Origin of the sequence: Streptomyces sclerotialus (assembly GCF_040907265.1) — a bacterium.
Classification (GTDB): Bacteria; Actinomycetota; Actinomycetes; order Streptomycetales; family Streptomycetaceae; genus Streptomyces; species Streptomyces sclerotialus.
Window position 1 is genome coordinate 4992438 of the sequence record NZ_JBFOHP010000002.1, and the last position, 13509, is coordinate 5005946.

The following is a 13509-nucleotide window of genomic DNA, read 5'->3' on the forward strand; positions in this document are numbered from 1 at the left end:
GGTGGGCGGATCGGCTCAGGTCACGAAGAAGATCCCCGCATCCGTTCCGGCCGGTGTGTACTCCGCGAGCCGCGCCCGCAGACTGTCCTCGCGCTGCGGCTGGTACAGGTCGTGGAAGGCGCCCAGCTCGGCCCCGTCCTCCGCGGCCCGCCGGCAGCCCTGCCCGGCAGGCCCGTCCGCGCCCGGCGCGGTCAGCTGCCCGTACGCGGGCGTGCCGTACCGCTCGCTGCGCAGCACCGGCCGTACGGCACCGGCCTGTTCGGGGCCGACGAGGTCGGGCAGGCAGCGGTACCGGCGCGGCGTCCGGGAGCCCGGCGTGACGTAGGAGTACCGGATGCAGCCGAGCTGCCGCCGGGCGACGTGCAGCCGCCCCGTGAAGAGCGAGTTCTCCGCGATCTGCACGGCGTGCACGTGGACTTCGCCGATCACCGTGGTGCGGTGCGCGTGCAGGACCGCGTGCGCGTGCCGGCAGTCCGGCGCGGAGAGCGCCTCACGGTCGTGCCCGGTGGCGTCCAGGACGCTGTCCCTGATGTGGATCGGCAGCGGGTCGGTGGACACCTCGTCGCCGATGACCTCGATGGTGCCGAGGACCGTCCGGTCGATCTCCACGCACGCGGTCGTGCGGTCCAGGACGAGGCTGGGCTCCTCGGGGGAGTGCGGGTCGCACTCCGGCTCCAGCGACCAGCCGGGGACGAGCGTGCAGTGCCGCAGCACGAGCGCGCCGACCGGGCCCTGGACGTTGATGCCGCGGCCGGTGACCAGCAGTCCGTCCAGCACGAGCCGGGGCGCGGGGCCGCGTTCGGCGCCCGGCTCGCAGTCCTCCTCGCGCGCCCGGACGTTCAGCGCGTCGGGCCGGTTGCTGTACCAGTCCAGCAGCCGGATCACCGGCCGCGTGCCCTCGGCGGCGCGCACCTCCAGGCGGTCGCCCGGGTCCAGGTCGAAGTCCAGCTGTTCCTGGTAGGCGCCGCTGTGGGTGATCTCGATGATGCCGTCGGGGCCGCAGCGCCCGGCCCGCCGGTCGTTCTGCCACTGCCCGTACGCGTCCATGATCCGCTGGTACGTCTGGCCGGGCCCGACCCGGTACACGGCCGCGCCCGCCGGCGTCTCCCGGTCGCGCAGGTACTCGCCGCCGCCCAGGTCGTCCCCGAAGGCGTAGTGGTACGTCACCCACACGCCCTGGCGCGGCGCCGAGCGCGAGCCGAACGCGATGCGGCCCAGCTCCGGGTCGACCGCGACCTGCCCGCGCTTGGGCCGGTAGCGCCAGTCGCTGAGGTCGGCGACGACGATGTCGGACGGGTCGACCGGCTCCCGCTGCCCGTCCCGCCAGATCGTGAAGGACTTGCCGGGCCCGTAGTAGTCCGCGAGCCGGTCGTGCAGCTGCCGCCGCCGGACGTACGCCGGGACGTTGTCGACGGTCGCGATGTGGGTGGCCGACGGCTCCGGCTCGGGCTTGGTGACCAGCGGGGTGTCGTTGCCGAGGATGGAGAACGTGTAGAGGTTGCGGGCCCGGTCGATGCAGTACGCGGGCGCCCGCGTCACCGAGTACGGCTTCAGCCGCCACACGTACAGGCCGACCCCGGCGGGGGAGAGGCCGCCCTGGCGGCGCCGCGAGTCGGCCCGGCGGACGTCCGCCGAGCGCGCGACCGTCCCGAAGGGCCCGCCCGCCAGGTCCAGCGCTGAGGAGTCGCGTACGTCGACCGTCCGGCCGCGCGCGGCCCGCCGCCCGTTGACGGCCGCGGTGCCCGAGCCGTACAGCTTCACCGGCTGGGCGTGCGAGACCAGCCGGGAGAACTCCACGGCCCGCGCGGGCCACCCGGCCACCTCGGCGGACAGCTCCTCCAGCAGTGCGAGGGTGCCCTTGCGGCGGCGGTTGGCGACCGTGGCCGCCACGTCGCGGCGCGGGGCCAGCGCCTCGGCCAGCCGCCGCCGCGAGGAGTCCGGCAGCCCGCCGTCCTTCAGGCCGGTGGCCAGCACCCGCTCGTATCCGGGCAGCGGCTGGTAGCCGACCAGGTCACCGAGGTACGGCAGCACCCACTCCGCCGCCGTCTCCACGAACCAGTCGTCGTACTGCTGCTCGACCCCGTCGCGTACGAGATCGACCTGTTCGGCGATGACGGCGAGCAGCGCGCGCAGCGGCTCGCCGTTCTCCGCGTCCCGCAGCCGGTGCCACTGCGGGAGCAGCTCCGCGAGCCCGTCCGGCTCCCTGGACATCACTTGACCTCCGTCAGAATCATGGTGTCCGCGACCTGCGGCGAGAACAGCGCGAGCTGGGCGGGCCGGATACCGCGGAAGACACACACCGAGCGGCCCTTGGCCAGCGGCCGCGTATCGGTGATGTCGGGGTTGAGACGCAGCAGTTCGGCGAGGGAGATCCCGTTGCGGCCCGCGACGGAGCTGAGCGACTCGCCCCTGTCGTCGGTGACCCGGTACACCTGCTCGTCGTACGTGGCCCGGCGGGCCGGGACCGTGGTCTGCGGGGCCGTCAGCCGCTCGCCGAGCCGCGTCAGGTCGGCGGGGGTGGCGGAGGCCGGTACGCCGGTGAAGGCGTCCACGTCCACGTAGTCCACGCCGGGCACGGACTGGGCGGTGGCCAGCACCTCCGACAGCCGGGCCGGCCGGCCCAGTTCGCGCCCTTCGTAGCCGAGCCGGCGCAACAGGGCGGCCCGCAACCGTGGTTCGACCACCGCCCACGAGTGGTCCGGCGCGACCTTGACCTTGGCGACCAGCAGGAGCAGGACCAGCTCGCGCACGTCGACACGGACCGGCAGCGCGGCGTCCCCGTACTCGGCGAGCGAGGACCGCAGGGCCTGGAGCACCTCGGCATCGGCCGCGACCGGGTTGTCGTCCACCCCGGCCACGGTGAGGTGCAGCACCTGCCGCCGCCCGTCGTACAGCTGGGCCGCCGAGGCCCGGCCGATGCCGGCCCGGGAGCGCGCGAAGTCCTCGTAGTCGGGGAGCGAAACGAGCCGGTCCAGCGCGGAGACCGCGAGCGGGACCGTACGGCGGGTGAGTCCGGGGCCGTCGGCGTCCGCGCCGCCGGTGGCGGGCTGCGGGTTGGTGACGCCGGTGACGCCCAGCGGGCGGGTGATCGCCTGGGTGATGCGGCCGGCCTTGACGTTGGCGGCGTGGCCGGTGCCGAAGCGGTAGCGGGCCCGGACGTTCTCGTGCCCGGTGGGCAGCCGGGCGCCGTGCACCCCGTCGCCGAAGGTCACGGTCGCCCGCCCGTCCCCGGCCGAGCCCAGCACGTACACCCGCTCGCGCGGCCCGCGTCCGGCCAGGCTGTCGACCTGGTGCCAGCGCAGTCCGTCGACCCGGATCTCCAGCTCCGGGGTGGCGCCCAGCGGGTTGTCGGCGGGCAGCCAGGTCAGCGGGGACTGCCAGAGCGCGAACGTCTGGTTGGTCTTCTCCGCGTCACCGCTGCCCAGCGCCTCGTCCCGGCTCTCGCCGTGGGTGGCCGGCACGACGTTGCCCTGGATGCGGACGGTGTCGCGGCGGTACCGGTAGGCGAGGTCGGCGGTCAGGGTGAGGACGGTGTGGACATGGCCGCCCGGCAGTTCCTCGTCCAGCCGCTGGTCGACCGCGGCGATCACCGCCAGCTCCGTGCCGCGCACCCCGGCCGAGCCGGGGATGTCGGTCCGCTCGCCGGAGACGACGACGTACCGGCCGGGCCGCAGCCCGTCGTACAGGTCGGCCAGCTCCAGCTCGTTGCCGTGCACGTCCTCGCCCAGCGGCTCGTCCGCCGTCCGCAGCGGCTCGCCGCCCGCGTGCACGGTGGTGTCCCGGATCGCCGACAGCACCACGTCGTGCTCGTCCAGCCACGGGTCGGCCAGCGTCAGCTCCGTACCGCGCCCGGTGATGCCGAAGTTGGTGTACGCGGCGGTGCGCACGGCCGTCACGCGGGTGGTGACGAACGCCAGCTTCTTGTCGCCGGGGATGCCGTCGGGCCCTTCGGCGCCCTTGCGTGGCCGCTGGACCGCCACCCAGCTGCCGACCGTGATCGAGTCCTGGACGGAGTCCAGCGGCAGGACGTACCGGTTGGCGGGCTCGGGGACGGTGGCGATGCCGATCTCCACGGCGGGCGGCTCGCTGCCCGGCGTGCGCCGCACGGTCACCTCGTACTCGCCGTGCCGGAACTGGTCCTTCTCGCCCGGCGCGAGGTGCCACGTCTTGGTCTCGCCGTTGTTGACGGCGACCTCGACCTTCCCCTCCTCGTCGGGGCGGGCCACGAACAGGGAGCGCTCGGGCAGCCCCGCGAGCAGCCGGACGGTGACCCCCGGCTCCTGGGACTCGGTCGGGCGGCGGCCCAGCCAGCTCAGGTCGCGGTCCTGTCCGGTACGGGTGGACACCTGGACCCGGCCCGGACCCAGGTCGAAGGAGTTCTCCGACGGCAGGTTCTCCGAGTACTGCACGGAGTTGCCGGTCTCGGCGTGCTGGAACTCCGCCTTCACCGGCACCTTGCCGGCCGTGTCGAAGACGATCCGCACGCTGGTCAGCACGGAGCCGGTGAGCGGCCAGTCGGCGGTACGGATCACCCGGCCCGCCTCGTCCTGCACCGGCTTGAGCGGCGCGGTGGCCCCGAAGGGCGCGGCCGTCACCCGCATCGCCAGCAGCGCGCGGAGCGCGGCGGGCGTCGCGGGCGCGGCCTGCCGCCACGCCGTGTACATCCCGTCGGACAGCCTCGGGTCCAGCGCGGACAGCAGCCGCGCGGTGAGGTCCGAGCCGGGCGCGAAGAGGCGCCCGGGATCGCGCGAGACGGCCCGCGCGCCGGACGGGGGCCGCACCACGCTCGTACGGAGCGCGGGCAGTACGGCGTCCAGGGCACGCAGCGCGGGCGTGGGCTGCCCGGCCCCGGTCTTCTTCGGCTGCGGCTCCGACGGCGGCACGGTCCGCGCGGGCTCCAAGTCCCCGGCGCGCTCCCGCAGTTCTCCCACCACCGCTTCGAGCTGCTCGAACCAGGCCGCGACCTCCTCGTACGGCGCGGCCAGCGCCTGCGCCTCGGCCAGCCGCTCGTGCGGCCCGGCCAGCCGCTCGGCGAACGCGGCCGGGGTCCTGGCCGCGTCACCCTCCAGGTCCTTGCGCAGCGGCGCCAGCACCTGCGTGTCGAAGGTCTCGATCAGCTTGCTGACCGGCCGCGGGTTCGGCGTCTCCGGGGTGGGCGGCCCGGGCTCGTCCGGGTCGTCCGGATCGCCGCCGTCCTCCGGCTCGGTGATCCACTGCTTCAGCTCGTCGACCAGCTCCCTGAGCGTGGGCGGCGCGGACTGCTGGAGCCCGATCGCGGTGACGTCCTCCTCCCGGTCGATGCGCACCTTGGCGACCGGCAGCAGCCGCTGCTCCCTGCCGCCGAAGTCGAACAGCAGCTGGTCGCCGGTCTGCAGGGAGGTGTTCGTGCCCGAGACGTACAGCTCGGACCGAGTCTTCAGGTCCTCGGCGACCAGCAGCGCGGGCCGCCGCCTGCGGACCTTCAGCTCGTTCCACGCCCAGCGCGCGGTGAGGTCCTCCGTCGTCTCGAACGTCTGCGATTCCTCGCCCGTCGCCGCCGGCACGCTGTGGCTGCGCGCCCCGCGCGGGATGACGACCGGCACGTCCTCGGCGCGCGGGTCCTTGTCCAGGGTGTACGCGAGGTGGGTGTCGGCCGCGACGCCGGGCCGCGGCCGGTGCCCGACCAGCCGCCCGAGCAGCGCCAGCGACCGGTGCTCGTTGGCGGTCCGCAGGTACCCCTCGTCCGCGATCCGCTCGCTGTGGAACGTCAGCACGTCACCGAGGACCGCCCAGGCGTCCAGCAGCCCGATCGCCGGGTCGTCCGGGGTGCGGACGGTCAGGCCGCGCAGCGCCGGGTAGGCGGGCGAGGCCAGCCGGTCCAGCATCCCGGCCAGGAACGTGCCGTACGTCCCCACCCGGTAGTCCAGGGCGGTACGCCCCGGCGGGTTGTAGAGGGCGTCGGGAGCGCGCCGCTCGTCGCTGCCGCCCCCGCAGCCGCAGCCGCACGTGGCGCTCATCGCGCACCCCCGAGCTCTCCGAGTTCGATGACCAGCCGGCCGTTCTCCGGCCGTTCCGGGTCGTTGTCGCACACGGCGATCTCCAGCGGGCCGAGCCGCAGCACACCGTCCTCCAGTGCTCTGTTGTCGGTGTTGTCGATGGTTCCTCGGGAGAAGAGGCGCTGCAGGCGGGTCACCCGCACGCTCTCCACGCCCGGTACGGCCGCGGCGACCGCGGTGAGACGGCTCAGCCGCACCGGTTCGCCGAACGTCAGCGCGTCCGGGTGGAAGAAGCCGAGGCGTCCGCCGGACAGCCGCCGGCTGCCGAGTACGCGGGTCAACTCGGCCAGGATCCGGCCGTGTTGATGGCCCGGCGCCGCGCACACCTCGATCTCGATGTCCAGCGGCACCGTCCGGGCCGGCTCCACGACCAGGTCGTGCCCGATCCGCCGGCAGCTCTCCAGCGCGTACGCGACGGAGTCCAGCAGCTGGGGCGTGGGCTCACCGGTACGCGCCGCGTCGATCGCCACGTGCGCCTCCTGTGCGCTGCCGGTCCAGCGGATCTCGGCCGCCGCCCGCTGCACACCCGGCAGCGCGGACGCCAGCTCCGCGTAGTCCGCCGCGGTGACGGCCCTCCGCCGGGTGCGCTTCAGGTCGAGCGGCGCGAGCTGCCGCACCTGCTCGACGGACTCGGGCGCGGCGCCGCCGATAGCGGGCAGCGGATTGCGTACGCCCGCCACCGGCATCGGCTCCCCACCGTCCGACTCCTCGGCCGGGCGACTCAGCACCAGGTGGTTGATGGCCTCCGCGCCCACGTTGCCCGCCGTGCCGCCGCCCAGCCGGTAGTGCAGCGTGAGCCGGCTGCCGGGCTCCGGACGCGCGCCGTACCGGCCGTCCCCGAAGCGCAGCGCGATCCGCCCGTCGTCCTCCAGCTCGCCCACGAAGTGCCGGTCGCGCGGCCCGCTGTCCAGCAGGTCCCGGCGCGGCTCCCAGGTGTGCTCGCCGTCCTCGATCCGTACGGCGGGGAGCGCGGCCCGGGGATCGGGCGCCAGGCTCGCCGCCGGGCCGTGCAGCACCGGCTCGTCCGGATGCAGCCCCGCCGCGTACCCCGGGCCCCAGCTGTGCGCGATCTCCCAGGCGATCCGTCCGTCCAGTACCGCACCGGCCCGCGCCCGGGCCGTCAGCACCTCCAGCCGCCGCAGCTTGGCCGCCAGCAGCCGGTCACTGCGGTGCAGCAGCTCGCGCAGCGCCCGTACGGGATGCCGGTGCAGTTCGAGGCGCTCCAGGATGCGGAGCCCGAAGAGCACGGTCAGCTCGGCGATCTCCGCCTCCGCCAGCCCGTCGTGGTCCCGCGCGCTGCGCCACAGCTCCACCAGCCGCGCCCGTACCCGCTCCGGGATACCGGCGAGCCGCTCCGCCTGCCCAGCGGCCACCAGCTCAGGCCGCGGGAACGGCACGGTCTGCGCGACGGGGGAGCGGTGCAGCAGCGGCCGGAAGCGCGGCCCGATGCCCGGGTACACGGACTGCGCGAGCAGCGTGCGCAGCGCCTGGGCCTGCGCGTACACCGTTCCCGGTACGACCTTCTCGCGCCGCTGCCCGGCCAGCTCCAGCCCGAGCCCGGCCCGCGCGGTCGCCTCCTCCCCGACGGCTTCGAACAGCTCGCGGATGTCGTCGGCGGTCAGCGCGCGGTGGTGCTTCGTCTTGTCGAGCAGGTGGGTGATGGTCCGCGCGGTGGCGTTCCCGCCGTCCTTGCTGTCCCCGCACCCGAAGGCGGGCGGCTCGCAGGACCCGGTCACGGCGGGTACCGGCGGCACGGTCACCGTCTCCGGCACGCCCTCCGGGCACTCCCCGAAGGTGAGCGACCGCCCGTGGTCGACGAGGACGACGTTGCCGCGCGCCACACTCACGTCCGCCACCGGCGCGCAGTCCGTCCCGCCCCGCGTGGACAGGCACAGCGGGAACGTCAGCGCGTCCTCCTGCGCCCAGGTCACCTCCAGCACCGGCTGTCCGTCCAGCTGGTCGACGGCCGGGATGACCGAGGTCAGCCGGACGGCCTGCCGGTGAGCCGGGTCCTGGTCACCGGGCGTCCCTGTACGCGGACCCTTCACCTCCTCGAAGAGCAGCAGGTCACCGGGGGAGAGGCGCAGGGAGCGGCTCTCGCACTCCTCGTCCGCCCACTCGTCCCGCAGCGTCGCCGAGGTCGCCCCCTTCGGCAGGGCGCAGACCTCATCGCCCCAGGTCCACAGCCGGATGGCGTTGTGTTCCGGACGCAGCCGCAGCGGCGCGTCGCCGACCGGCTCGAAGACCTCCACCGACCCGCGCTCGTCCAGCACGGCCAGGTCCCGGTCGTCGATGACGGTCCCGAGCGCGGGCCGGTCCCGCGGCCCGTACGTACGGAAGTCCACCGCGGCGAACCGGAACGTGCCCGGCAGCAGCACCAGGTCGCGCACCGTCTCGACGGACACGAAGGCCCGCGCGCTGCACCCGTCGTGCATCGGGTAGTCGATCAGCCGCACGTGGCGCCGCACGGAGACCCGCCGCCGCGCGGTGTCGAGGTAGGCCTCCGTCGCGACCGCGTCCTGCTGGTAACTGATCTGATCGGCGGTGTACGCCAGCATCTCGACCAGCGTCATCCCCAGATCCGCCGGATTTCGCTCGACCCAGTCCGGCGTGGTGAGCCGCAGCCGGTCCAGGACCAGCTGGCGCAGCGTCTCGTAGTCCCGGGCGGTGTAGTCGATGACGGGCGCGGGCCTGAACGTGTCCGGGCAGTCGTCGGGCGTTGGGTCGGCGCAGTCGAAGGGGCTCGGGCAGTCGGTCCGGAACCGGAAGTCGGCGGTGAAGTACCGCTGGTCGAACCCCTCGTACGGCTCCGTGCCCGGCCGCCCGTACGGATCCGTGTCGACGATCGACAGCCGGTACCGGGAGGTGTCCCCCGTGCGGTCGAGGGTGACGTGCAGGCGATCGTCGAGCTCGGGGTCCTCCTCCCGCTCGACCGACACCTCCAGCGCCTCGATCCCGGTGATCCGGCGGCCGCCGTCGATCCGGACGTTCTCCGGGCACAGCCCGTGCGGCGCCTTGCCCAGGAAGGTGACGGTCAGCGTCACCCCGTCATCGGCGACCTCGACTCCATCGATGCCGTTCAGCCGCGCGGCTCTGATCCGCCCCCGCCGCCGGTCGGTACGGCACACCAGCCCACCGCTGATGTCACCGCTGACGTCACCGCTGATGAGCTGCTCACTCATATCTCGCCCCGCCCCTCGAACACCTCATCGCGCCGGCTCGCGGTGGAGCGCACGACATAGCGCAGATGAACCCGTACGACGTTCTCCTCGTTCACCACGTCCAGCGCTTCGACGTCGATGAGATCACCGAGCCACCGCTGCAACGACGCCTGCACCGACAGCTCGACGGCCGAGGCCAGCTCCGGACTGTTCGGCGTGAACACCAGGTCCAGCAGCCCGCACCCGAAGTCCGGCCGCATGACCCGCTCACCCGGACTCGTGAACAGCAACTGTTCGATCAGGTCCCGCACATGCTCGTCATGATCCGCATGCGCCGTCCGCCCCCGCCGGTCCACCCGGAACGGAAAAGCGACCTCGGTCCGTATCTTCTTCACAGCCCTCATCGGCTGGACACCCCCTGGTGGACGGGCGCCACGACCGGCGGGCCCTGCGGCACCAGCCCGGCGCTGAAACACATCGCCGCCGAGGTGTCCAGCAGTACCGGCACCCCGTCGATCCGTACCTCGTCACCGCCGCCGGCCGGCGTCCAGCGCACGCTGGTGCACGGCTGCGGGCGACCGCCGACGGAGTGCGGGCAGCCGCTGACCGTGAAGAGGTCGGCGGCGGTGACGACCGGCAGGCCGTCGACCCGTACGGACGTGCCGGCGGCGGCAGCGGCGGCCACGGCACGGCCACCGTGCGGACAGCTGATCACCGCCCCGCCGTGCACAAGATTCCCGGTCACCACGTCTTCTCGCTCCCCCGTCTCCGCTGACGCTTCCTGATCCTGGCTTTTCGGGTCATCGCTTCTTCGGCACGGTCAGCCGGCCCTCGTTGATGTCGACCTGGTCCCCGACCAGGGAAATGGACGCGCCGGCACCGTTGTTGATCTGCACCCCCGCCGCATTGATCCGCACATACGCCCCACCAGGCGCCTGCAGCAGAATCCCTTCCTCCGGCACGTCCGACAGCACGATCTTGTGATGCCCCTGCGTCTCGATGACCACCGGCTCGGCACCCGCCCGCGCCCCGGCCTGCGCATCCACCGGCATCTCGGCTTCCGACCCGTACCAACACCCCGTCCAGACCGGGAAACTCGGGTCCCCCTGCTCGAACTCGATCCACACTCCCGCGCCCTCGCTCGGGATCACGTACTGCCCCGCCTGCGCGCCCGTGAACGGAAAGCACGGCATGGCCCACGTCGACGCCTCGTCCCCGAGCACGTCGGGCACATGGGCGGTGATCCGGCCCATCCGCAACGGATCGTCGTTGCTCGCCACCCGGCCCCGGAACTTGCCGAGGAAGCGATTGTTCGATGCAGCAGCCATGCGCGGTGTCTTTCTCCTGGGCGGTACGAATGGGCGTCACGGGCGAACGACGTTGCTGCGGGCGATCAGGCCCTCCCGCGACAGGGTGAAGTTCTGCTGGAAGGACCCGGGCCGGAGGTTATGAGTGACGCTCTTGACGTAGTAATCGCCGTCATACGTCACACCAGCTCCCCGCACTCCGACCAACTCCCGCGGCCGCAGCACGTATCCGTGCCGATTGACGTCCAACTGCCCGGACCCACTGATCGCATCGGCACTGGTCGCAGCCCGCCCCAACGCCTCCGCCTTAGCCAGCGCCTCGTCCTTCTTCGCCGTACCCGTGAGCGTCTTGCGCTTCAGCGCCGGCGAGGCCCGCCGCCCGAGCGGCGGCCGGAGCGGACTGATATCAGGCTGTGCCAGCAACGGCGCCTGCCGCGTCACGGGGTCCTGCACCCGCACCTGCGGCTCTTCTCTCGCCGTCCCGTCATAGGCAAAGGTCAGCTGATCAACGGTCGAATTCACATCCATGTTCACGTTCAGCGCATGCTGCCGCTGCCCGAGCCGCTGCTCAGGCCCCCAGAACGCGGTCGACCGCCCGGGAACGGGCCCGGGATCGAGGTAGAAGGTGTACCCATTGGCCCGCGCCAGGTCATTCACATACTGCAGATCGGTCCCGGTCTGGTAATCCACGCGGGCTTGCTCTCTCGGCGGCTGCGGCACCTGCTCCCGAATGATCCGCGCATCGATCCCGTAATCCGCGTACTTCCCGAGAATCCGCTCGACCCGCTGCGACGGCGCGAGGTTCGGATACCGGTCGGTCCGCTCCTCCAGATCCATGAGCAGCGTGAGGTCTTCCCCCGTCACCGTGAGCGTGGTCTGCCCAGGCTGATTACTGGCCCCGACCTCCTGCCGCACGATGAGCCCGTCGAGCAGCACGACAGGCGTTCCCTTCACGGCAACCGTGAGGATGACGCGGGTCTTCGGATCGAAAAACCCCTCTGGCAGCAGCCGGTCGACTATGGCGCCCTTCTTGGTGAGATCAAAGGCGAGCTGGAACCCACTCCGCTCACCCGCCGTACTGGTGATCTGCGCGGACAGCAGCGCCTCGGTCACCTCCTGCGGCACCAGCCGCGCCAGCTTGGGCCCCATGTACAGCGACACATGAATGGGCCCACCCCCCACGGGCAGATCATCAGCCATTCCGCACCCCCGGCCCACCCATGCCTCCGGCGAACCCACCTGGCAACGGCACGGCTATGACCTCTCCCGGCTCGTCGGTCAACTCCCGCGGATCGAGTACGGGATTGGCATCAGCAACCCGCCACCACTGCCCCGAATCCCCGAAATACCGCTGCCCGAGCTGATCGGCCCGCTCGCCCTCGCTGACGACATGCGGCACGGTCTCATCGCTGTCGTACTCCAATGGCGGCAACAACCTCCGCTTGGCGTACTTCACCTCGGTACCGTCGCTCGCCCTGTGAACGCCGATCTCCACATCGTGGTACCGGCTACTCCTGGGGTACGGGTGCGCCCCCGGCACATCATCCAACGCACTCTCATACGGCTCGATCACGCTCAGATCCCTCCCCCGAGCCCCAGCTGCGCCAAGCTCCCGGCCCGCGCCCGCCGCGCCAACTGCTCCTTCTGCGCAAGGTGAGCCAGATACAACTCAGCCCCCCGATGCCCGGCCGGCAGATCACTCACCGTCAAAATCTTCATCCCGATGGACAGCGAGGCCCTGATCGGATTCAGATTCACATCAAACGCCGACTCATTGACGGACAACTCCGTCAACCTGACCGGCATCACCCGCTTGCTCCCCCAGGTGAAGAGCGTCAACGGCATCTCAATGGGACTGATCTCAATAGTCCCCTTCTTGCTCAACTTGCTGGCCGCCCGAAGCTGCTCGGTAGTCGGCTGCACAAGCATCTCGAGCACGGCAAGCTGCGGATGAATCCCATCCGGCGCCGCCACATCCAACTGATCCGTGGCATCGATCTCCGCAGTGAACTTCCACGTCTCCTGCGCGGGGCCCTTGAGCCTCAGCGCCTCATTCCGGTCCCCGCCACTGTCCCCACCACCTCCGCCGCCTTCCCCGCCGGCGGCTTGCGGCGCGACCGAACGCTCAAGCGTGTCGGGATTGAACTGCAGCACAATAATCCGCTGCGGCGTCCCGCGCTCCGGGTCAACGATGACTATGCCGGAACGGATGGGCTTGGGAATGTCGGCGTAGGTGGTCATGGGTGCCCTTTCCTGAAGACCTCAAGTGGGTAAAAGGGTGGCAGGAGCTGTGTTCGCCCTACCGAATTCTCTCAGCGAGTCGCTCCTTGAGTGGCGCGTAGTCGTGATCGGGGAAAATTTCAGGGAAGACCTGGAGCATGGTCTTCAGGCGGTAGACGGTGAACTCGAACTCTTCGGATTTCAACGAGGTTTCAGTGAAAAGATATTGCCAGCCGAAGGTTCCTTTAGTTACCTGTAGCACGTCGAGATATTCACGGTAGTCGATATCCAATTTCATGGGGCTCTGTGAAATTTGAAATAGCCACACTTCGGGATTGTTGGCTCCTGGCTGGGTCCGCAGTGCCGCGAAGGAGCCCACTCCGCTCGTCGGTGTGTCGTCGAAGACGTGCAGCTCCGAGATCAGTCGACGTTGTTCCTCTGTGTCATGTGAAGTGATCAGGTGCTCTGGAGGGTTTTTGCAGAGCGCTTCGTAGAGGTGGTGAAGATTGAACTCGCCGGCCAAGTTCGGGTGAGGGGCAATGGTTTCCCAGGCGGCTGAAAGCCTGGAGAAACGAAGGTAGTGACTCTGCAGTGCCGGGTCGAGGGTGATGTGTTCCCACTCCGCGAGTTGTTCGAATGCCGCGTGGGCGTCTCCGGTGATGAGATCGATTTCCCCTTGGAGGTGCTTGTGCATCCGGAACGCTGGGGCGTTCCGAAGCTCCTCCAGAGTTTTGGCCCAGCCTGCTTCGTAGGGGGTCAGATGATTCATCTTCTGTTCCTCTTGGG

General features: G+C 71.3%; 10 protein-coding genes. All 10 read right to left on the minus strand.

The genetic code is table 11. The annotated features are described in order from the left end of the window. Positions 1 to 15 precede the first annotated feature (15 nt). Genes AAC944_RS22205 through AAC944_RS22250 form a run of 10 tightly spaced genes read right to left on the minus strand, consistent with a single transcriptional unit; the run spans position 16 to position 13492 of the window. Entirely contained in the window at positions 16 to 2211 is a 2196-nt protein-coding gene (locus AAC944_RS22205; protein ID WP_030609757.1) for a hypothetical protein, read from the minus strand. After that, the gene (locus AAC944_RS22210; RefSeq protein WP_030609752.1) at positions 2211 to 5996 is read right to left on the minus strand and encodes a putative baseplate assembly protein; all 3786 of its coding nucleotides are present in this window, start codon (positions 5994 to 5996) and stop codon (positions 2211 to 2213) included. Before AAC944_RS22210 ends, AAC944_RS22205 begins: the two co-directional genes overlap by 1 nt. Continuing rightward, positions 5993 to 9217 carry a putative baseplate assembly protein gene (locus AAC944_RS22215; protein WP_078888346.1) on the minus strand — a complete coding sequence of 1075 codons (3225 nt, stop codon included), beginning with the start codon at positions 9215 to 9217 and terminating at the stop codon, positions 5993 to 5995. Before AAC944_RS22215 ends, AAC944_RS22210 begins: the two co-directional genes overlap by 4 nt. Beyond that, on the minus strand, positions 9214 to 9600 hold the full coding sequence (locus tag AAC944_RS22220; RefSeq protein ID WP_030609743.1) for a GPW/gp25 family protein: 387 nt from the start codon (positions 9598 to 9600) through the stop codon (positions 9214 to 9216). Before AAC944_RS22220 ends, AAC944_RS22215 begins: the two co-directional genes overlap by 4 nt. Then, positions 9597 to 9941 carry a hypothetical protein gene (locus AAC944_RS22225; protein ID WP_030609741.1) on the minus strand — a complete coding sequence of 115 codons (345 nt, stop codon included), beginning with the start codon at positions 9939 to 9941 and terminating at the stop codon, positions 9597 to 9599. The genes AAC944_RS22220 and AAC944_RS22225 overlap by 4 nt, the downstream gene beginning before the upstream one ends. A 55-nt stretch (positions 9942 to 9996) precedes the next feature. Further along, complete coding sequence (locus AAC944_RS22230) at positions 9997 to 10524, minus strand: phage baseplate assembly protein V (protein WP_030609739.1); 528 nt, start codon at positions 10522 to 10524, stop codon at positions 9997 to 9999. 36 nt (positions 10525 to 10560) lie between these two features. Next, positions 10561 to 11703 (minus strand): hypothetical protein, encoded by a 1143-nt coding sequence (locus AAC944_RS22235; RefSeq protein ID WP_030609736.1) that lies wholly within the window; start codon positions 11701 to 11703, stop codon positions 10561 to 10563. Beyond that, entirely contained in the window at positions 11696 to 12082 is a 387-nt protein-coding gene (locus AAC944_RS22240; RefSeq protein WP_030609733.1) for a LysM peptidoglycan-binding domain-containing protein, read from the minus strand. The genes AAC944_RS22235 and AAC944_RS22240 overlap by 8 nt, the downstream gene beginning before the upstream one ends. Continuing rightward, entirely contained in the window at positions 12079 to 12744 is a 666-nt protein-coding gene (locus AAC944_RS22245; RefSeq protein ID WP_030609730.1) for a hypothetical protein, read from the minus strand. Before AAC944_RS22245 ends, AAC944_RS22240 begins: the two co-directional genes overlap by 4 nt. A gap of 58 nt (positions 12745 to 12802) precedes the next feature. Next, positions 12803 to 13492 carry a hypothetical protein gene (locus tag AAC944_RS22250; protein WP_030609727.1) on the minus strand — a complete coding sequence of 230 codons (690 nt, stop codon included), beginning with the start codon at positions 13490 to 13492 and terminating at the stop codon, positions 12803 to 12805. Positions 13493 to 13509: the final 17 nt, after the last annotated feature.

Bases quoted from the DNA above. Each gene is read 5' to 3' on its own strand.
- AAC944_RS22205 (WP_030609757.1), bottom strand. From the start codon at position 2,211: ATGTCCAGGGAGCCGGACGGGCTCGCGGAGCTGCTCCCGCAGTGGCAC.
- AAC944_RS22210 (WP_030609752.1), bottom strand. From the start codon at position 5,996: ATGAGCGCCACGTGCGGCTGCGGCTGCGGGGGCGGCAGCGACGAGCGG.
- AAC944_RS22215 (WP_078888346.1), bottom strand. From the start codon at position 9,217: ATGAGTGAGCAGCTCATCAGCGGTGACGTCAGCGGTGACATCAGCGGT.
- AAC944_RS22220 (WP_030609743.1), bottom strand. From the start codon at position 9,600: ATGAGGGCTGTGAAGAAGATACGGACCGAGGTCGCTTTTCCGTTCCGG.
- AAC944_RS22230 (WP_030609739.1), bottom strand. From the start codon at position 10,524: ATGGCTGCTGCATCGAACAATCGCTTCCTCGGCAAGTTCCGGGGCCGG.
- AAC944_RS22235 (WP_030609736.1), bottom strand. From the start codon at position 11,703: ATGGCTGATGATCTGCCCGTGGGGGGTGGGCCCATTCATGTGTCGCTG.
- AAC944_RS22245 (WP_030609730.1), bottom strand. From the start codon at position 12,744: ATGACCACCTACGCCGACATTCCCAAGCCCATCCGTTCCGGCATAGTC.
- AAC944_RS22250 (WP_030609727.1), bottom strand. From the start codon at position 13,492: ATGAATCATCTGACCCCCTACGAAGCAGGCTGGGCCAAAACTCTGGAG.